Raw genomic sequence first — 18,652 nt, forward strand, 5'->3', positions numbered from 1 at the left:
TTGCGCATCTTAAACAGGTAATGATATGATGAACGTTATGGAATAGAATCGGGAGTGTTGACATGAGTAAACGTGATTTTTATGAAGTTCTCGGTGTCGATCAAAATGCATCGGTTGATGAAGTGAAGAAGGCATATCGTAAGCTTGCTCGCAAATATCATCCAGATGTAAACAAAGCACCAGACGCTGAAGACAAATTTAAAGAAGTAAAAGCAGCATACGATACATTGAGTGACCCACAAAAGAAATCTCATTATGATCAGTTTGGTCACACCGATCCAAACCAAGGCTTTGGAGGCGGTGGAGCAGGTGGATTTGATGGTTTCGGTGATATTTTTGACATGTTCTTTGGTGGCGGCGGTGGTCGTCGTAATCCAAACGCACCTCGTCAAGGGGCCGATCTTCAATACACAATGACGCTTGAGTTTAAAGAAGCTGTTTTTGGTAAAGACACTGAAATTGAGATTCCGCGTGAAGAGACATGTCAAACATGTACCGGATCAGGTGCTAAGCCTGGTACGAAACCAGAGACATGTTCACACTGTGGTGGTGCTGGTCAATTAAACGTTGAGCAAAACACACCATTTGGCCGTGTCGTCAATCGTCGAGTTTGTCATCACTGTGAAGGTACTGGTAAATTCATTAAAGACAAATGTTCAACATGTGCTGGTAAAGGGAAAGTCCGCAAACGCAAGAAAATCAGTGTGAAGGTTCCTGCAGGTATTGATCATGGTCAACAATTGCGTGTGTCTGGTCAAGGTGAAGCTGGCGTAAATGGCGGCCCTGCTGGTGACTTGTTTGTTGTTTTCAATGTGAAGCCTCATGAGTTCTTTGAGCGTGATGGCGATGACATCTATTGTGAGATGCCATTAACGTTTGCACAAGTGGCTTTAGGTGATGAAATTGAAGTTCCAACATTAAACGGAAAAGTGAAATTAAAAGTTCCAGCTGGTACACAAACAGGTACAAACTTCCGCTTACGAGGAAAAGGTGTTCCGAATGTACATGGTCGTGGTCAAGGAGATCAGCATGTTCAAATTCGAGTGGTAACACCGAAGAACTTAACGGAAAAAGAAAAAGAGATGATTCGTGAATTTGCCAAAATGTCTGGTGGACAACCAGATGAGCAAAATGATAATTTCTTTGCGAAAGTTAGGCGTGCCTTTAAAGGCGATTAATTGTTATCAATTAATAAGCTAATAGAAGCAGCAAAGGACTTAAAGCCTTTGCTGCTTTCTCCCTGTTATGTGACGTCTTGATTTAGGAAATAACTAGGAAAAAAGATGAGGATGGAGTTGGAGAAGTATGAAATGGTCGGAATTTAGTATCCATACGACAGAGGAAGCAGTAGAACCAGTTTGTAATATTTTGCATGAAGCAGGTGCAAGCGGGGTTGTGATTGAAGATCCAATCGACCTTATTAAAGACTGGGGTGTACACTACGGCGAAATTTATCAACTTTCTCCTGATGATTACCCTGAAGATGGCGTCATTGTTAAGGCATATTTTCTAGTGAATAGCTTTTTGCTTGAGACAATTGATGAGGTGAAAGAATCAATCAATAACTTAACAACGTATCAGATTGATCTTGGGCATAACAGCGTTCAGTTAGCAGAAGTGAATGAAGAAGACTGGGCAACGGCTTGGAAGAAATATTATAAGCCGGTGAAAATTTCAAAATCGATTACGATCACTCCTACCTGGGAAGAGTATGAGCCAACAGAAGAAGAGATGGTGATTGAGCTAGACCCTGGCATGGCCTTTGGTACAGGGACCCATCCAACTACTGTTCTCTGTATCCAAGCACTTGAGAGTGTGGTAAAAGGTGATGAAGACGTAGTGGATGTAGGAACAGGTTCTGGTGTATTAAGTATCGCTGCGGCAAAGCTAGGTGCTAAAAGCGTCCTTGGCTTAGACTTAGATGAAGTGGCGGTAGAAAGTGCTGCGTTAAATGTTAAACTAAATAACGTAAGTGATGTCGTAAGTGTTCGTCAAAATAATTTACTTGAGCAAGTTGATGGAAAGTATGAGGTCATTGTAGCTAATATTTTGGCAGAAGTCATCGTGCAATTTGTTCAAGATGCGGCAGCGATTCTTAAACCAGGTGGTGCGTTTATCACATCAGGGATCATTAAACGTAAAAAGCAAGAAGTAAAAGATGCTTTAGTAGCTGCTGGCTTTACAATTGAGGAAGTTGTAGAAATGGATGATTGGGTAGCGATCATTTCTAGAGTGTAAGGCAATTTGCTATTAAAGTGAGGACGATAAGATGCAACGTTATTTTGTATCAGAACATGACATGAAAGCAACTGTTATAGAAATTACAGGGGATGATGTGAAACATATCTCGCGTGTCATGCGTATGCAAGCCGGTGATGAAATTATTTGTTCGAATAATGCAGGCCGTACCGTACAAGTATCAATTGAACAAATTGCTGACGATAAGGTAGTCGGTTCGATTAAAGCTGAGTTAGAGCCACAAACAGAATTACCCATTCAGGTAACGATTGCGCAAGGCCTACCAAAAGGTGATAAACTAGAGTTAATCGTTCAAAAGGGAACAGAACTTGGCGTCAGTCACTTCCAACCATATGCAGCTGCCCGTTCGATTGTAAAATGGGAAGCTAAAAAGGCGAAGAAGAAAGTCGAACGCCTAGAGAAAATCGCAAAAGAAGCCGCCGAGCAATCGTATCGAGAGCGTATTCCGACTGTTGGTGAGTCTATTTCTTTTGGACAATTACTTAAAGATGCTAAGGGCTATACGCATGTTATTGTTGCATACGAAGAAGCAGCAAAGTCTGGTGAGGCAAGTGCACTAACTAAAGTATTGAATGGTGTGAAAAAAGAAGACTCGCTACTTGTTGTGATTGGACCCGAAGGCGGCCTTGCCGCTTCGGAGGTAGGGGAACTTGAAGAGGCTGGCGCTATCTTATGCGGGCTTGGTCCAAGAATTATTAGAACAGAAACCGCGCCACTATATGTGATGGCCGCGATTTCCTATCATTTAGAATTAATGAGGTGAAGAAGATGCCTACTGTGGCTTTTCATACATTAGGTTGTAAAGTGAATCATTACGAAACAGAAGCAATTTGGCAGCTGTTTAAAGAAGAAGGATACGAGAAAGTGGAGTACGAACAAACATCTGACGTCTATGTTATTAACACTTGTACCGTAACAAATACAGGTGATAAAAAAAGTCGGCAAGTGATTCGTAGGGCAATTCGGAAGAACCCTGATGCCGTTATTTGTGTAACAGGCTGTTACGCACAAACTTCTCCTGCAGAGATCATGGCGATCCCTGGTGTTGATATTGTTGTAGGCACACAAGATCGTACAAAGATGATTGGTTATATCGAGCAGTTTAAAAAAGAACGCGAGCCGATTAATGGAGTAGGAAACATTATGAAGTCCCGTGTTTATGAAGAGCTTGACGTGCCTGCATTCACAGACCGTACTCGTGCCTCTCTTAAAATTCAAGAAGGCTGTAATAACTTCTGTACATTTTGTATCATCCCGTGGGCTCGTGGCCTCATGCGTTCACGTGATCCAGAAGAAGTAATCAAGCAAGCTACACAATTAGTGGAAGCTGGGTACAAAGAAATCGTTCTTACAGGTATTCACACAGGTGGATATGGTGAGGACTTAAAAGATTACAGCTTGGCTCGCCTCTTGTTAGACCTTGAGCAAGTAGAAGGTTTAAAACGAATTCGTATATCGTCGATTGAAGCGAGTCAGTTAACTGATGAAGTAATTGATGTGATCGATCGTTCTGAGAAAGTCGTGCGTCACTTGCATATTCCGCTTCAGTCTGGTTCAAACACAGTCCTAAAGCGTATGCGTCGTAAGTATACAATGGAATTCTTTGCAGAGCGCCTTGACCGTCTGAAAGAAGCGTTACCTGGACTTGCGGTGACATCTGATGTAATCGTAGGGTTCCCTGGTGAGACTGAAGAAGAATTCCAAGAAACCTTTGATTTCATTGCGAACCATAAATTTAGTGAGCTTCATGTTTTCCCTTATTCAAAACGTACTGGTACACCTGCAGCCCGCATGGATGACCAAGTGGATGAAGAAGTGAAAAATAAGCGAGTTCATCGTTTAATTGAACTATCAAATCAGCTAGCAAAAGAGTATGCGTCACAATTTGAAGGCGAAGTTCTAGAAGTGATTCCGGAAGAGCGCGACAAAGAAAACCCTGATAGTGGCATGTACATTGGATACACAGATAATTATTTAAAAGTAAAAGTGAAAGCTACTGAAGAGATGATTGGTAAGATCGTTAAAGTGAAAATTGCAAAAGCAGGTTACCCATATAATGAGGGTGAATTTGTTCGTGTTGTTGAAGACGAAGCAATGAAACAAGTAGTGAATGGGTAACAGGTAATGGGCCATGAGTAATCATGGCCTTTTTATTATGCAAGAGCATATACACCTTAACATAACGCAATCGCTTTCAATAGCGTGTATGATTCAAGCTCATCAAGGCGATTATTGGAGTGTTTAAGGAGATTTGGGATACATATTTATCATTTGAGTAAAAATAAGCTCGTCTATTAGCCGAATGTATGCTACGATAATAGAGAGGTACGGACAACTTATAAAACGAAATGAGGAGTTGTAATAATGAGTCAATCAATCGCTAATTTAATCGATCACACTGCTTTAAAAGCGGATACAACAAAGGAACAAATTTTAACCCTTTGTGCTGAAGCAAAAGAATATAAGTTTGCATCTGTATGTGTGAACCCAACGTGGGTCAAACTTGCAGCAGAACAATTGAAGGATGCTGAAGGTGTAGAAGTATGTACGGTTATTGGTTTCCCACTAGGTGCTAATACACCGGAAGTAAAAGCATTTGAAGTGAAAAATGCGATTGAAAACGGGGCGACTGAAGTTGATATGGTTATCAATATTGCAGCGCTTAAAGATAAAGATAATGAGCTTGTAGAACGTGACATTCGTGCCGTTGTGGAAGCTGCCAAGGGTAAAGCCTTAACTAAAGTTATCATTGAATCTTGCCTACTAACAGATGAAGAAAAAGTACGCGCTTGTGAATTATCTGTTAAAGCAGGAGCTGACTTTGTAAAGACATCTACCGGTTTCTCAACAGGTGGAGCAACAGTAGAAGATATTGCATTAATGCGTAAAACAGTTGGACCAGAGCTTGGTGTAAAAGCTTCTGGTGGTGTTCGCGATCTTGAGGGAGCTCGTGCAATGGTTGATGCAGGAGCAACAAGAATCGGAGCAAGTGCTGGTGTATCAATTGTAAATGGTGAGAAGTCGGATTCTGACTACTAAAACCACTTAAAGAAAGCAGGTGGAGAGCATCTTATGACATGCTCTCATCTGCTTTTTATTATGCTTCATTATGCGGTATTCCAAGGAAGTTCAAATCGATAACATAATCTCCCAGCTTATCGGGTATATGTATGACATGACGTATTATTCGAATCATAAAAGGAGTGTCCATCATGAGTCGTCGTTTCGCTATCATTAATACCATCGCACTTGTTGCAGTATTAATTGTGAATTATTTATCGAACTCACTACCAATCAATGGCCAAACAGCTGGAGAGATTTCGAATCGTCTTGGCGTGTTATTTACACCGGCCGGATATGTTTTTTCTATTTGGGGTTTAATTTATCTCTTGTTGATCATTTGGGTAGGTGCACAATTTATTCCTAGGACAAAAAACAACCCCGTTTATGAGCGGGTCGGATATTGGTTTGCTATTAGTAGTATCCTTAACATTGCTTGGCTTCTCTTATTCCATTACGAGTTTTTCAATTTAACACTTATCGCAATGGTTGGACTATTACTGAGCTTAATTGTCATTTTTCTACGAATTGAGAAAGTGACAGGTCCATCACTATTCAGAACTCCTTTCTCTGTTTATCTTGGATGGGTGTCAGTCGCAACGATCGTTAATGTCGGTATTGTTTTAACGGTGAATGAGGTTAGTACATTTGGTATTGCACCAGAAGTATGGACGGCCTTACTGTTAGTGGTTGGGGCGGCACTGGCGATTTGGTTTATGATGTATAACCGCGACTTGATCTACCCACTAGTATTCATATGGGCCTTTATCGGCATTGCAGCGGAGCGTTCAGAGTATCCGATCATCGTCTATACAGCTTGGACAATGGTTGCGTTGATCGCGATTGTATGGGTTGTCCAGTTTATTAGAAAACGAGTCGCATAAGGTGAAAAGTGATTCAATAGGTTGCTTCATGCAGCTAGTTTGAATCACTTTTTTTATATGGTAGTTATCTTAGCAAACAAAAGGATCAAATCCTTATTTACATCTGCATATACTTACGTTAAAATAGAAAAAATTTCAAATAAAAAGAGGCGTTTAGTATGAAGGCTATATTGATAGGTTGTCTTGCATCGATTTTTTTCTCTCTTACATTCATTTTAAATCGGTCAATGGAGCTTGAAGGTGGAAGTTGGTATTGGAGCGCATCCTTGCGTTTCTTTTTTATGGTGCCCTTTTTAGTGCTTATTGTGTGGATGAGAGGCGGGTTAGCAGATCTCTTTGTTAAAATGAGACAACATCCAAAAGAATGGTTTATTTGGAGCTTTGTGGGCTTTGTTGTCTTTTATGCACCGATTACATATGCGGCAGGCTTTGGACCAGGGTGGTTAATTGCAGGAACGTGGCAAACGACGATTGTAGCAGGATTACTATTAGCTCCGCTTTTTTATGAGTCAATACGAACGACAGATGGGGTAGTGAAAAAAAGACAGCGGATTTTACTCCATTCCTTATGGCCATCGATGATCATTTTAGGAGGGGTCTTTCTCGTGCAGCTTGAAGCAAGCACCGGGGTAACGATGTTGATCCTACTTGGCAGTGTCGTCCCTGTAGTTGTGGCTGCGTTTGCTTATCCACTAGGAAACAGAAAGATGTTAGAACTTGTAGATGGTTCGCTTGATACCTTTCAACGGGTGCTAGGGATGACATTAATGAGTTTACCATGGTGGTTTGTGCTAGCGGGATATGGATTTGTTGTAGATGGTTTGCCTGAGACTAATCAAGTCGCTCAAGCTTTCATCGTTGCGCTTTCATCTGGTATTATAGCAACGGTATTGTTTTTCTTTGCTACAAATCTCGTCCGTCATCAACCTCAAAAATTAGCGGCAGTAGAGGCTACTCAGTCAGGTGCTGTTGTTTTCGCTTTATTAGGTGAGCTAATATTCTTAGGAGGAGCCTTTCCCTCGTTTATTGGATTGTTCGGGTTACTAACGATAGTAGGAGGAATGGTAATCCATAGCTTTCATTCAACAAAAGTCCCTAGCAGTGAAAAGAGTACAACCAAACAAATCAGTTAAAAAGGCTCGGACCTTCTTTACAAGTGCAAAAGAGCTAGCTATGATACCCCTATAGCTATATAATTGTGTAAAGGTGGAAGTGCAATGAATGAAGTATGGTCAATTGGCCCTTTGTTAGTTAGACAATCATGGGTCGTCTTAATATTAATCGTTTTGATCGGATATTTCTTAAGTGTACAATTTTTCTTTGACATCTTAAAGCGGAAAAAAGAAGAGTCAGAGATGTTTTGGAATGGATTCTTTGCCTTTTTTGTCACATTTCAGTTTTCAAAATTAGTATTAAATCCTTCAGTTGCTCTAAGTGATCCAATTGCCGTATTAGCAACCCCAAGTGGTGCAAATGAATGGATGGTTGCCTGGGTTATAATGAGTATTTATCTATGGTGGAGCACAAGAGTAGATATCACACAGCGTCTTAATCTTTTTACCCATATAACAGGGGCATTCCTTCTTATTGAAACAATGTATTATGCGTTTTTTCCGTTCACTACAATATCAGGAAGCATTCGGACGAGTGTCGTCTTAATGATGATGAACACACTCATTCTTGGATTGATTTATTTTCAACATAGACGTAATGAACAGGTACAACGGGTGCTTGGCCAAGTTCTTGTCTTTTATGGGGGGATCAAAGGGGTATTGTCGTTATTTATTTCAGTTCGAATGCTTGATTATTCGCTTCCGAACTGGTTTTATTTTATGATTTTTATAGCGGGTTTAATTACCTTGTCATCCCAAACGAAGAACAAGGAGGCCTCTTAACATGCGTGCAAAGCTTGTATTATTCATTGTCGCAGGTTTCTTATTATGGGGGATTGTTGATTCGGTAACGAGTGAGACATCTGTAACTGATGAGGCCAATCAACTCGAACAAACTGATCTTGCCCCTAATTTCACCTTGGATAGTTTAACTGGTGAGAGAATGTCACTTACTGATTTTAAAGGAACGCCTGTGATGATTAATTTTTGGGCATCATGGTGTCCACCTTGCCGGGCTGAAATGCCTGATATGGAGTCTTTTTATCAAGAAGCAGATGTCGTGATACTAGCTGTTAATCAAACGGGCTCAGAATCCTCTGTACAGGCGGTCGAATCATTTACAGAAGAACTAGGTCTTACTTTTCCTATCTTACTGGATGAAAAAGGGGAAGCGGCAGCACTATACAATGTGCAACCATTGCCAACTTCTGTTTTTGTTAATCGAGAAGGAGAAGTGCATCATGTGCAAGTGGGTGCAATGAATAAAGAAATGATGAGGCGTGTCCTCGAAGAACTATAGTCAAATTGGGTGTTCATGTACAATTTTTCTCGAATCGGTTAGAATAGAATAAAGAAACTAACGACATAAATCCTTTAGTGGAAAGGGGTTGTAATAGATGGAATACACACAAGAAATGAAAAATCGTCTGAAGCGTATTGAAGGACAAGTTCGTGGTGTTTTGAGATTAATGGAAGAAGAAAAAGATTGTAAGTCGGTCATCACTCAAATGTCTGCAACGAAGTCAGCGATGGATCGTGCAATGGCATTTGTGATTGCGAAAAATATGCAACAATGCATTCTTGATCAAGTTGAAAAAGGTGAAGACGCTGATCAAGTGGTAGAAGAAGCGATTCAATTACTAGTAAAAAGTCGATAAAGTTAAAGAAGAATACCGTTGCGGTATTCTTCTTTTTTGCGGGATTAACTTTTGAAAAACGGGGAACATAAAAAGTGGATGATAAACCATAGGAGGTATAGCTAGAGCGCCTTCATCTTACTTCATGTATAATAAAAATAATTATCTAAGGAAAGGAGTAGGTGGTAATATGGAAGATTTGGTTTCAATGGTTATACATAACCCAGCTCTACACAAATTATCGTTAGCGGCATTAGCAGGTTTGATAATTGGTCTTGAGCGTGAATTAAAAGGGAAGCCGCTTGGGCTTAAAACCTGCCTCATTATTGCGGTGACGGCTTGTTTGCTTACAATTGTTTCGTATGAATCGGCCTTTTTATTTTCAGAAGCCTACTCGCGCCCAATGGACCCAGGTCGAATTCCGTCCTATGTAATTAGTGGAATTGGCTTTTTAGGGGCAGGGGTTATTTTAAGAAGAAACAATGATGCGATCTCAGGACTAACAACAGCTTCACTCGTTTTAGCCTCTGCGGGAATTGGGATTACAATTGGTGTCGGTTTTTATGTTGAAGCGTTCCTTGGTATCTTCTTTATGATTCTTGGAGTGCGGATTATTCCTGATTTAATCAGTTGGATTGGCCCTAAGAAACTAATGGATATTGAGGTCCGAGCAAAAGTATACATTAAAAAAGATACCGACTTAACGAGCTTCTTAAAAGAAGTGAAGAGCAAAAACTTTGGCATTCGTCGCGTGAAAGTTAAAGAAGAAGCGGATGATATCGTCTTAACATGTATTGTTGTGACGAACAAAAAAGTATATACAACGGATGTATTCTATGCGCTGAAATCATCAGAGAATGTCTTACAAGTTGAAGTTGAAAATATTACGTAATGCCAGCCACTATGAAAAGTAGTGGCTTTCAAATTATGAATTATACCCCCTTGTGTATAATAACCCGATATGCTAATATAGGTAATAGGGTATCCGCTATTGGTTATCCGTTACTAATATAGTTTATGAATGACTAATTAAATATAAATAAGAGAGGGGATTTATATGGATTACTCACAAGATATGAAAAATCGCCTTAAACGTATTGAAGGTCAAGTTCGTGGAATTCTCCGCTTGATGGAAGAAGAGAAAGATTGTAAGACGGTTATTACACAAATGTCGGCAGTAAAATCAGCAACTGATCGAGCAATGGCTTACATTATTGCAAAGAACATGCAGCAATGTATTCTTGATGAAGTAGAAAAAGGCGAGCAGGCAGATCAAGTAGTAGAAGAAGCGATCCAGTTACTTGTTAAATCAAGATAAATTTTTTGGTTTTCAATATACCTAAACGGGTATGAGTAAATTATGTGTTGACTTGCAAAAAAATCAATGTGTATAATATAGTCATACGGGTAATGGTATATAAAGAGGAGGCAAACACAATGTCAATTAAAGTAGATCACGTATTAGATGCAAAAGGATTATCATGTCCAATGCCAATCGTAAAAACGAAAAAAACGTTAGATGGAATTGAGCCAGGTCAAGTATTAGAAATTCAAGCAACAGATAAAGGGTCACTCGCTGACCTTAAAGCGTGGGCAGGTTCAACTGGTCACCATTACTTAGGAACAATAGAAGAAGGGGATACATTAATCCACTACATTCGTAAGGCGAGCGCAAGTGAGGAAAAAGAAGAAGTAGATTATCCACATGTGATTGATAATGAGGAACTTGAAGCAAAAATCGGGGAAGACAATGTCACGATCCTTGATGTGCGTGAACCTGCTGAATATGCTTTCTCGCATATTCCAACAGCAACTTCAATCCCACTTGGGGAACTTGAAACTCGTCTAAGTGAGCTAAATCAAAATCATCAAGTATACGTTGTATGCCGTACGGGTTCTCGTAGTGCAATGGCTGCAAAAACACTTGAGGACAATGGATTTTCAAATGTTGTAAATGTGAAGCCTGGTATGACGGCTTGGAATGGTAAAGCAGAAAGTAAATAACGATTAAATAAACCAAATCAAGTAAAATGATCACAATATATGGAGGTGTTTTTCATGGCTGTTAAAGCGATGAAAGCTGGAGAATTAGCGAAAACAGTAATCAATAAAGAAGAGTTATTCATTTTAGATGTTCGTAACACGGATCAATACGATGATTGGAAGGTTGAAGGTGAAGGAATCGTCACAATGAATAAGCCATACTTCGATTTAATCGAGGGAGTGGATGAGATTCTTGAACAAATACCAGCTGACAAAGAGATCCTTGTTGTATGTGCAAAAGAAGGGTCATCCATTTTCGTTGCTGAGCAATTAGCAGAAGCTACTTCACGCGATATCCATTACCTAGAAGGTGGAATGAAAGCGTGGAGTGAACATCTTGAACCAATTAAAGTTGGAGATCTAGAGGGCGGCGGAAGCCTGTATCAATTTGTTCGCTTAGGGAAAGGTTGCTTATCGTACATGATTGTATCGGGTAATGAAGGTGCGATGATTGACCCATTACGCTTAGTTGATCAATATGAAGCGTTTGCCGATAAGCTGGGTATTAAAGTGTTACACATGTTTGATACACACTTACACGCTGATCATATTTCTGGTGGACGTCGCTTAGCAGAGTCAACAGGTGGAACGTACTACCTGCCTCCAAAAGATGCTGGCGAAGTAACATTTAAATTTGAACCACTAGAGGATGGAATGGAAGTAACATTTGGTGAAGCTAATGTACGAGTGAAGGCTGTTTACTCACCAGGTCACACAATCGGAAGTACGTCCCTAATTGTAAATGATACGTACTTGTTCACAGGAGATATTCTATTTCTTGATTCAATTGGACGCCCTGACCTTGCAGGTAAGGCAGAAGATTGGGTAGCTGATTTACGTGAGTCCTTGTATGTACGTTATAAAGCACTGAATCAAGACTTACTTGTCCTACCAGCTCATTTTGCGAAATTAAAAGAATTAGATGATCAAGGGCGTGTATTCGCTCGCCTAGGTGATCTGTATCAAGAAAACCATGGCCTAATGATTGAAGATGAAGAGGAGTTCCGTCGGGTTGTATCTGAAAATTTACCACCGCAACCTAACTCTTATCAAGAGATTAGAAAGACAAATATGGGTATTTTAACACCCAACAAAGAAGAAGAAACAGAGATGGAGATCGGTCCTAATCGTTGTGCTGTATCTTAATCAATAAAATGAAACAAAGAAATAAACAATATTATTAACCAATCTGAGGAGATGATTTTTAATGAATAGTAATAAAATATTAAACGCACAAGGTCTAGCTTGTCCAATGCCAGTAGTAAAGACGAAAAAGGAAATGGATACACTTGAGTCAGGTCAAGTTTTAGAAATTCATGCAACAGACAAAGGTTCACAAGCTGACATGGCTGCATGGTCTAAGGCTAGTGGTCATGAGTTAATTCACCAAGAACAAGATGGTGACGTGTTTAAGTTCTGGATTAAAAAAGGATAATAAAAATAATTGCTTGTGAGTGGGTAAGGTCTAATGAGGGTTAGACCTACTCACTCATTTTAAATGAAAGGGGGCCAAATGATGTTAAAGAAATTGTTCCCGGGTCTTGAATGGATGTTATCGTATCAAAAACATGATTTACGTGGTGATTTATCTGCCGGTTTGATTGTGGCAATCATGCTGATACCTCAAGGGATGGCGTATGCAATGCTAGCGGGGTTACCACCTATTATTGGGTTGTATGCTTCAACGATTCCGCTCTTGATCTATGCACTATTTGGATCATCGCGACAATTGGCTGTTGGACCGGTTGCGATGGTTTCACTACTTGTTCTAACAGGTGTTCAAGGATTGGCAGAACCAGGCTCGTCTGAATATATCTCACTTGTATTATTACTTGCCCTAATGGTCGGGGTTATTCAACTTAGTTTAGGATTATTACGACTAGGATTTATCACTGATTTCATTTCCCATGCTGTGATTAGTGGCTTCACCTCTGCAGCGGCGATTGTGATTGGTTTTAGTCAATTGAAGCATCTGCTTGGCATTCCTTTGCCTTCAACTGAAAATGTATTTGAATTACTTCTTGAGGCTTCAAGACAAATTGGCTCGATCAATTTATACTCTTTTTTTATTGGGGTTACGAGTATTGCTATTTTAGTTTTATTGAAAAAATTCGCACCAAAAATTCCAGCACCATTAGTTGTTGTCGTCTATAGTACAGCGCTTGTGTATCTTTTTAACTTACATGAAAAAGGTGTCAGCATTATCGGTGAAGTACCCGATGGCTTACCATCGCTCTCATTCCCTGTATGGAGTACAGAAGCAATCAGTGCCTTAATGCCAGTAGCAATCACGATCGCGATTATCGGGTTTGTAGAGAGTTTTGCAATGGCTAAAGTTATTGCCACAAAGGAAAAGTATAAAGTAGATGCCAATCGTGAATTAGTTGGTCTTGGTCTTGCCAATGTTTCTGCTTCAACATTTTCTGGTTACCCAGTAACTGGTGGATTTTCTCGATCTGCTGTAAACTACGGAGCTGGAGCTAGAACAGGACTTGCGGCAATTATTACAGCTATTTTAATTGTCTTAACCTTGCTTTTCTTTACATCATGGTTCTACTATATGCCAAACGCTGTTTTAGCAGCGATTATTATGGTGGCTGTATATGGGTTAATTGATGTCAAAGAAGCCAAACATCTATTTAAAATTAAGAAGATCGATGGCTTTACTTTACTTGTGACTTTCATCGCCACTTTAACGCTTGGTGTTGAAATGGGGATCTTCATTGGAGTAATATTCTCCCTTGTTATTTTCTTATGGAGAAGCGCGAATCCTCATATGGCCGAGCTTGGATATGTAGGGAAGTTAGATGCTTATCGTAATACAAAGCGTTTTAATGATGCAAAAACTTATGAACATCTTTCATTTTTACGTATTGATTCACCGTTGTATTTTGCGAATATCCAACGAGTCGAAGCACGCATTCAACAAGCTTTTCTTAAGTCTGATAAGATCAATACGTTAGTGATTGATTTCTCAGGTGTAAATGATGTAGATGCTGTTGCTGTAGATCATTTAGAAGAGTTAATGAATACGTATCGTGATTTAGATAAACGAATTTATCTGTGTGATGTGAAAGGACCAGTTCGAGACACGTTAAAAGAAGCAGGATGGTATGAGACGTTTAAAGGACAGATTGAGTATCAAGATCTAGAGAATGTGCTAGATCACTTGAAGAGGTGATTCTTTTGGAAAAGAAACAACTTCAACAACAGAATGAAGCCTTCTTAAATGAGATGAGGAAGCAAGATCCTCATTTCTTTGAGAGACTAAAAGTAGGTCAGCGACCAGAGATGTTTATCTTAGCATGCAGTGACTCAAGAGTAAGTCCTTCAGTAATCACACAAATGCCGCTTGGTCAGTTGTTTATTCATCGTAATATTGCTAACCAAGTGAATAAGACTGATGAGAGCTTCACAGCAAGTCTTTACTATGCACTTAAACATCTTAAGGTGAAAGATGTTCTAATTCTCGGTCACACGAGCTGTGGTGGTGTGAAAGCTGCGGCTGAGGGGAACCAGGAAGCGGAACTCATTCCATGGTTACAATCAGTCCGTCAGTCAATTGAAGGGGTAGAGTGTACGGATTTATGCGAAAATGGTTCACGCCAAAATGTAAAAACACAAATGGAGCGACTTAAGAAGCATCCGGTGTATGAACAGTACGGAGATGGCGTTGGCGTACTGGGAGCTATTTTTCATGTCGAGAGTGGCGAGTTTGAATGGAGTAACTAAAAAATTTAGTTGACATTATACCTAACCGGGTATAGTATATAAAGTATAAGAAATACCTACGTGAGTATAAAAATAGGAGGAGATTATAAATGGAACAAAAGAAAGCAACAATGATCGTATTTGACGGGGATTTAGATAAAGCCATTGCAAGCTTTATTATCGCAACAGGGGCTGCAGCGATGGGGAAACCGGTAACGATGTTTTTCACATTTTGGGGTTTAAATGTACTTCGTAAGGAGCAATATGTTAAAGTAGAAAAGAATTTCCTTGAAAAAATGTTTGGAAAAATGATGCCACGTGGTCCAGGGAAATTAGGTTTATCTAAAATGAACTACGGTGGAATTGGCCCAATCTTAATGAAAAAAATGATGAGAAAACATAATGTTGTCTCGTTAAATGAATTAATTGAAATGGCTCAAGACCTTGATATCAAAATGGTTGCATGTACAATGTCTATGGATGTTATGGGGATTCATAAAGAAGAGCTAATCGATGGCGTTGAATATGCAGGTGTAGCAACTTATCTTGCAGAAGCTGAAGATGGTAATGTAAACTTATTTATCTAAGGACTGTAAATAAGGGTGTTGCTGATGAAGTATGTAACGGTTACAGTTTTGATTATAATCATTGGAATAGGAGTGTTCTCTTTGTTTAATCAATCATCAAATCCAGTAAAAGAGATAACTACAACTGAACTAAAAGAGCAAATGAAGGCTGATCAAACGGCAGTGTATGTCGATGTTCGCGAGGTTGATGAATTTGAAGACGGGCATGTAGAAGGTATGAAAAATATGCCGCTAAGCAGTTTTGCCGAAACACATGAAGAACTACCAAAAGATAAAGAAATTGTTCTAATGTGTCGTAGTGGGAATCGTAGTATGCAAGCAGCAGATTTCCTTACGCAACAAGGTTATAGTATTGTGACCAATGTTGCAGGTGGCATGCTCTCATGGGATGGTCCAGTTAAATAGTCTCAACGTCAAAGAAGCCCTAATCACCTGCTAATAGGTGGTTAGGGCTTTTGTGTAAGCTAATGCTATTTCTAAAAAGAGAGAGGAATGGTAGTCAAACACAAACACTGGTTTGTCTCTCGATTATGTATAATTATCCCTAGAAATTATGTTGTAAAGTTCTCAGAAAAGTATCTCTATGGAAAGAAGGGTATTTATGAAATTGAGTATATTAGACCAAGCACCGATCTCAGCTGGAAAGGCCCCTAGAGATGCATTAGTGGCCTCATTGAACCTTGCACAAACAGCAGAAAAACTAGGGTATGAGCGGTACTGGATTGCTGAGCATCATGATTTTCCCGCTTTAGCATGTCCAGCTCCTGAGGTGATGCTTAGCTACATTGGTGCACAGACTTCAAAAATTCGCATCGGTTCCGGGGCGGTGCTTCTTCCTCACTATAAACCATATAAAATTGCTGAGACATACAATCTGCTTGCTACGCTATTCCCTGACCGTATTGACCTAGGTATTGGCAGAGCTCCTGGTGGTTCTGCGGAAGCAACAATGGCTTTGTCGGATAACTATTTAGCAGGAGTAAACAAGATGCCTGAAGCCACAAAAGAACTATTGCAGTTTTTACGAAATGACATTTCCTCTGATCCTATGTATTCAAAAGTTTTGGCATCACCGCTCCCCCCTATTGCCCCTTTACCGTGGATACTAGGAACAAGTGAAAAAAGTGCCATTCTCGCTGCAGAGAATGGTACGCCTTATGCCTTTGGACATTTCATGAGTGAAAAAGACGGAGTAAGCATTATGGAGAAATACGTGGAAGAATTTAAAGGAAGCGATCATTCTCAAAAACCTCAATCGATCCTTTGTATATCAGTTATTTGTGCAGAAACCACTGAAAAAGCAGAGGAACTGGCCTTAAGTAATGCTCTTTGGAAAATCAAACTTAATAATGGAGAAGGTAGAGACGGAATACCGTCCAAAGAAGAGGCAAGACAATATTCATTTATTCAAGATGAAAACAATAAATTGAGTCGTAAAATGATTATTGGCAATCCAAAAGAAGTAAAAGAAGAGCTATTAACTTTGCAAACCCAATATAAAGCGGATGAAATGATGATTGTAACAATTACACATCGCTATGAAGACCGAGCTCCTATGAACTAATAGCAGAAGCCTTTTCTAATTAAAGAGGATAATGAATATGCTCTTAGCGTTCCACCTTCTACAGTGAAAGTAAAGAAGCCCTTGACACAAAAGTCAAGGGCCAATTTCATTTAACTACTCTTCTCCTTCTAAAATACCACCAGCACCACCTAAGTTACCAAGTGCAGCAAGGATTCCTTGAAGAACATCAAGTAATTGTTGAATCTGAGCTTCTGTTAACGGACCAGGGGATGTTAATCTTACGCATGGTAACTCAACTTGAAGTTCAATTCCTAAAAGCACAATATCAATTGGGCAAGGAATTCCAATACATAAAATCTCATCTCCCGTACAACAGCTGTCAGGGCAAACGTTGTTGTTGTTGTTTCCCATCTTCTCACCTCCTTTGCATCAAGATAATTCTATCTATATGTTTACTCTTCGATCGTGCTTGTTCTTTCACCTAATCTTCTAATTAATATGCTATAAAACGAAAGTAATAGATTAAAAGGTTTACTGTCCGTTTCCATAAGAAGAAAAGTACATATAATATAACAATTAAAGAAATGTTACCTGGAGGGGAAAATATGAGATTAGGTGAAGATAAGAAGTTATATGAAGATAGGGTTAATAGTCTACTAGATGATCGGAAGGAGGTAGAAAGTAAGGATGTAATCATTGGTATCTTAGTATCTAAATCAACTAAAAAGCTGAAAAGGTTTCTTCCTCATTTAGTAGATCTAGAAATGAACTGTAAGAGTGGAGGTCTTTTTGCTTTTTCTCTTAATGGGATAGATAAAGAAAACCTTAGTATCAAAGGTTATAGCTACTGTAGAGAAAGTAAGAAATGGAATCAATTAATTGTTTCCATGCCTACTGTTATTATTAATCGAATTTCTTTAAATCATAACTGGGAAAGCTTCTTCAAAGAAACAACCGGTTGCAAAACGATAAACAATTTCACTTTTAATAAATGGGAAATGTATGAATGGCTCTCGAAGAAACCGGAGCTAAAAAAACATTTGCCGCTAACTGAGTTATTTAATAATGCACAAGATTTGCCTGGTCTTATCGGAAAATATAAAGAAGGTTATGTTAAACCTATTAGTGGGAGTTATGGAAAAGGAATTTATAAAATTTCTAAACAAGCTGAATCCTTCAAAGTAGCTACAAATAAAGATTTATTTTATCTCAATGAGGAAGAGTTAGTAATGTACTTTAAAGAAAAGTGTAAAAAAAGAACGTACATTTTCCAAGAAGTGATTGACTTGTATATTGGAGGACGTCCAGTAGATATGAGGTTTATTTTGATGAAAAATGAATCAATGGAGTGGCAGGGAGTTGGGTTACTAGCACGAAAAGGCTTGAAAGGTGGAATTGTTAGTAATGAAGGGGTAACAAAGCATGGCAATTCGGCGTTACAAAATTTATTTTCACTCCCCAAGCAGAAAGCTATTGAACTAAGAAAAAAGATAACTGAGATCTCTATAGAGGCTGCTTCAGCAATGGAAGAATTAGGGGGGATTAATAGCAACTTAGGGAACGTAGGAATTGATTTTGGTATAGATAAGAACCAACATCTTTGGATTATCGAAATCAACCATCGAAATCCGAGGCACCGGATGGCGATAGACGCAGGACAAGAGGGGATTTATTTTTATTCTAATAAACTTTTGATTGACTATGCATATAAGTTAGCAGGCTTTTCAACTAGTTCTCAATAAAATCCCTCCTGATTCACGATAAAAGGCAAAACCCCTCATCTATTAGTCTATTTAGGCTACACCTCTTTTTCATATAGTGAAAAGAAGATTAA

General features: G+C 39.2%; 22 protein-coding genes. 21 read left to right on the forward strand and 1 reads right to left on the reverse strand.

The annotated features are described in order from the left end of the window. Nucleotides 1-62: 62 nt before the first annotated feature. From dnaJ to RYX56_RS01730, 20 genes are all read left to right on the forward strand, one after another. Complete coding sequence (gene dnaJ, locus RYX56_RS01635; RefSeq protein WP_317120398.1) at nt 63-1,178, forward strand: molecular chaperone DnaJ; 1,116 nt, start codon at nt 63-65, stop codon at nt 1,176-1,178. A gap of 127 nt (nt 1,179-1,305) precedes the next feature. Beyond that, nucleotides 1,306-2,238, forward strand: a complete 933-nt coding sequence (prmA, locus tag RYX56_RS01640; protein ID WP_317120399.1) for a 50S ribosomal protein L11 methyltransferase — start codon at nt 1,306-1,308, stop codon at nt 2,236-2,238. A 31-nt stretch (nt 2,239-2,269) separates the two neighbouring features. Beyond that, entirely contained in the window at nt 2,270-3,022 is a 753-nt protein-coding gene (locus tag RYX56_RS01645) for a 16S rRNA (uracil(1498)-N(3))-methyltransferase (protein WP_317120400.1), read from the forward strand. A 5-nt stretch (nt 3,023-3,027) separates the two neighbouring features. After that, nucleotides 3,028-4,377: a tRNA (N(6)-L-threonylcarbamoyladenosine(37)-C(2))-methylthiotransferase MtaB gene (gene mtaB, locus RYX56_RS01650; RefSeq protein ID WP_317120401.1), complete on the forward strand. Its 1,350-nt coding sequence runs from the start codon at nt 3,028-3,030 to the stop codon at nt 4,375-4,377. Between the two features lie 246 nt (nt 4,378-4,623). Continuing rightward, nucleotides 4,624-5,298: a deoxyribose-phosphate aldolase gene (gene deoC / locus RYX56_RS01655; protein WP_317120402.1), complete on the forward strand. Its 675-nt coding sequence runs from the start codon at nt 4,624-4,626 to the stop codon at nt 5,296-5,298. Nucleotides 5,299-5,471: 173 nt separating this feature from the next. Next, the gene (locus tag RYX56_RS01660) at nt 5,472-6,203 is read left to right on the forward strand and encodes a TspO/MBR family protein (protein ID WP_317120403.1); all 732 of its coding nucleotides are present in this window, start codon (nt 5,472-5,474) and stop codon (nt 6,201-6,203) included. Nucleotides 6,204-6,361: 158 nt separating this feature from the next. After that, on the forward strand, nt 6,362-7,336 hold the full coding sequence (locus tag RYX56_RS01665; RefSeq protein WP_317120404.1) for a DMT family transporter: 975 nt from the start codon (nt 6,362-6,364) through the stop codon (nt 7,334-7,336). A gap of 84 nt (nt 7,337-7,420) precedes the next feature. Further along, a complete protein-coding gene (locus tag RYX56_RS01670) occupies nt 7,421-8,098 on the forward strand; it encodes a hypothetical protein (RefSeq protein ID WP_317120405.1) in 678 nt (225 codons plus the stop codon). A 1-nt stretch (nt 8,099) separates the two neighbouring features. After that, nucleotides 8,100-8,615, forward strand: a complete 516-nt coding sequence (locus RYX56_RS01675; RefSeq protein WP_317120406.1) for a TlpA family protein disulfide reductase — start codon at nt 8,100-8,102, stop codon at nt 8,613-8,615. Nucleotides 8,616-8,712: 97 nt separating this feature from the next. Continuing rightward, complete coding sequence (locus RYX56_RS01680; RefSeq protein ID WP_317120407.1) at nt 8,713-8,973, forward strand: metal-sensitive transcriptional regulator; 261 nt, start codon at nt 8,713-8,715, stop codon at nt 8,971-8,973. 169 nt (nt 8,974-9,142) lie between these two features. Then, entirely contained in the window at nt 9,143-9,844 is a 702-nt protein-coding gene (locus RYX56_RS01685) for an MgtC/SapB family protein (RefSeq protein WP_317120408.1), read from the forward strand. 165 nt (nt 9,845-10,009) lie between these two features. Further along, nucleotides 10,010-10,270, forward strand: a complete 261-nt coding sequence (locus tag RYX56_RS01690; protein WP_317120409.1) for a metal-sensitive transcriptional regulator — start codon at nt 10,010-10,012, stop codon at nt 10,268-10,270. A 119-nt stretch (nt 10,271-10,389) separates the two neighbouring features. Further along, nucleotides 10,390-10,956, forward strand: coding sequence for a sulfurtransferase TusA family protein (locus tag RYX56_RS01695; RefSeq protein ID WP_317120410.1), 567 nt, complete (start codon nt 10,390-10,392; stop codon nt 10,954-10,956). Nucleotides 10,957-11,010: 54 nt separating this feature from the next. Continuing rightward, complete coding sequence (locus tag RYX56_RS01700) at nt 11,011-12,141, forward strand: MBL fold metallo-hydrolase (protein WP_317120411.1); 1,131 nt, start codon at nt 11,011-11,013, stop codon at nt 12,139-12,141. Between the two features lie 61 nt (nt 12,142-12,202). Then, a complete protein-coding gene (locus RYX56_RS01705) occupies nt 12,203-12,430 on the forward strand; it encodes a sulfurtransferase TusA family protein (protein WP_317120412.1) in 228 nt (75 codons plus the stop codon). Between the two features lie 81 nt (nt 12,431-12,511). Then, nucleotides 12,512-14,176, forward strand: coding sequence for a SulP family inorganic anion transporter (locus tag RYX56_RS01710; RefSeq protein ID WP_317121289.1), 1,665 nt, complete (start codon nt 12,512-12,514; stop codon nt 14,174-14,176). Further along, complete coding sequence (locus RYX56_RS01715) at nt 14,173-14,727, forward strand: carbonic anhydrase (RefSeq protein WP_317120413.1); 555 nt, start codon at nt 14,173-14,175, stop codon at nt 14,725-14,727. Before RYX56_RS01710 ends, RYX56_RS01715 begins: the two co-directional genes overlap by 4 nt. 89 nt (nt 14,728-14,816) lie before the next feature. Then, complete coding sequence (locus RYX56_RS01720) at nt 14,817-15,293, forward strand: DsrE/DsrF/DrsH-like family protein (RefSeq protein WP_317120414.1); 477 nt, start codon at nt 14,817-14,819, stop codon at nt 15,291-15,293. A gap of 24 nt (nt 15,294-15,317) precedes the next feature. Then, nucleotides 15,318-15,698, forward strand: a complete 381-nt coding sequence (locus RYX56_RS01725) for a rhodanese-like domain-containing protein (protein WP_317120415.1) — start codon at nt 15,318-15,320, stop codon at nt 15,696-15,698. Nucleotides 15,699-15,894: 196 nt separating this feature from the next. Continuing rightward, on the forward strand, nt 15,895-16,857 hold the full coding sequence (locus tag RYX56_RS01730; protein ID WP_317120416.1) for an LLM class flavin-dependent oxidoreductase: 963 nt from the start codon (nt 15,895-15,897) through the stop codon (nt 16,855-16,857). A gap of 114 nt (nt 16,858-16,971) precedes the next feature. Here the strand turns inward: RYX56_RS01730 and RYX56_RS01735 are convergent, their stop codons facing one another. Beyond that, entirely contained in the window at nt 16,972-17,229 is a 258-nt protein-coding gene (locus RYX56_RS01735; RefSeq protein WP_317120417.1) for a hypothetical protein, read from the reverse strand. Nucleotides 17,230-17,423: 194 nt separating this feature from the next. Here RYX56_RS01735 and RYX56_RS01740 point away from each other — a divergent pair, with 194 nt between their 5' ends. Next, entirely contained in the window at nt 17,424-18,560 is a 1,137-nt protein-coding gene (locus RYX56_RS01740) for a YheC/YheD family endospore coat-associated protein (RefSeq protein ID WP_317120418.1), read from the forward strand. Nucleotides 18,561-18,652: the final 92 nt, after the last annotated feature.

Origin of the sequence: Alkalihalophilus lindianensis, from assembly GCF_032843265.1 — a bacterium.
Classification (GTDB): Bacteria; Bacillota; Bacilli; order Bacillales; family Bacillaceae_D; genus Alkalihalophilus; species Alkalihalophilus lindianensis.

Bases quoted from the DNA above. Each gene is read 5' to 3' on its own strand.
- dnaJ (WP_317120398.1), top strand. From the start codon at position 63: ATGAGTAAACGTGATTTTTATGAAGTTCTCGGTGTCGATCAAAATGCA.
- prmA (WP_317120399.1), top strand. From the start codon at position 1,306: ATGAAATGGTCGGAATTTAGTATCCATACGACAGAGGAAGCAGTAGAA.
- RYX56_RS01645 (WP_317120400.1), top strand. From the start codon at position 2,270: ATGCAACGTTATTTTGTATCAGAACATGACATGAAAGCAACTGTTATA.
- mtaB (WP_317120401.1), top strand. From the start codon at position 3,028: ATGCCTACTGTGGCTTTTCATACATTAGGTTGTAAAGTGAATCATTAC.
- deoC (WP_317120402.1), top strand. From the start codon at position 4,624: ATGAGTCAATCAATCGCTAATTTAATCGATCACACTGCTTTAAAAGCG.
- RYX56_RS01660 (WP_317120403.1), top strand. From the start codon at position 5,472: ATGAGTCGTCGTTTCGCTATCATTAATACCATCGCACTTGTTGCAGTA.
- RYX56_RS01665 (WP_317120404.1), top strand. From the start codon at position 6,362: ATGAAGGCTATATTGATAGGTTGTCTTGCATCGATTTTTTTCTCTCTT.
- RYX56_RS01670 (WP_317120405.1), top strand. From the start codon at position 7,421: ATGAATGAAGTATGGTCAATTGGCCCTTTGTTAGTTAGACAATCATGG.
- RYX56_RS01675 (WP_317120406.1), top strand. From the start codon at position 8,100: ATGCGTGCAAAGCTTGTATTATTCATTGTCGCAGGTTTCTTATTATGG.
- RYX56_RS01680 (WP_317120407.1), top strand. From the start codon at position 8,713: ATGGAATACACACAAGAAATGAAAAATCGTCTGAAGCGTATTGAAGGA.
- RYX56_RS01685 (WP_317120408.1), top strand. From the start codon at position 9,143: ATGGAAGATTTGGTTTCAATGGTTATACATAACCCAGCTCTACACAAA.
- RYX56_RS01690 (WP_317120409.1), top strand. From the start codon at position 10,010: ATGGATTACTCACAAGATATGAAAAATCGCCTTAAACGTATTGAAGGT.
- RYX56_RS01695 (WP_317120410.1), top strand. From the start codon at position 10,390: ATGTCAATTAAAGTAGATCACGTATTAGATGCAAAAGGATTATCATGT.
- RYX56_RS01700 (WP_317120411.1), top strand. From the start codon at position 11,011: ATGGCTGTTAAAGCGATGAAAGCTGGAGAATTAGCGAAAACAGTAATC.
- RYX56_RS01705 (WP_317120412.1), top strand. From the start codon at position 12,203: ATGAATAGTAATAAAATATTAAACGCACAAGGTCTAGCTTGTCCAATG.
- RYX56_RS01710 (WP_317121289.1), top strand. From the start codon at position 12,512: ATGTTAAAGAAATTGTTCCCGGGTCTTGAATGGATGTTATCGTATCAA.
- RYX56_RS01720 (WP_317120414.1), top strand. From the start codon at position 14,817: ATGGAACAAAAGAAAGCAACAATGATCGTATTTGACGGGGATTTAGAT.
- RYX56_RS01725 (WP_317120415.1), top strand. From the start codon at position 15,318: ATGAAGTATGTAACGGTTACAGTTTTGATTATAATCATTGGAATAGGA.
- RYX56_RS01730 (WP_317120416.1), top strand. From the start codon at position 15,895: ATGAAATTGAGTATATTAGACCAAGCACCGATCTCAGCTGGAAAGGCC.
- RYX56_RS01735 (WP_317120417.1), bottom strand. From the start codon at position 17,229: ATGGGAAACAACAACAACAACGTTTGCCCTGACAGCTGTTGTACGGGA.
- RYX56_RS01740 (WP_317120418.1), top strand. From the start codon at position 17,424: ATGAGATTAGGTGAAGATAAGAAGTTATATGAAGATAGGGTTAATAGT.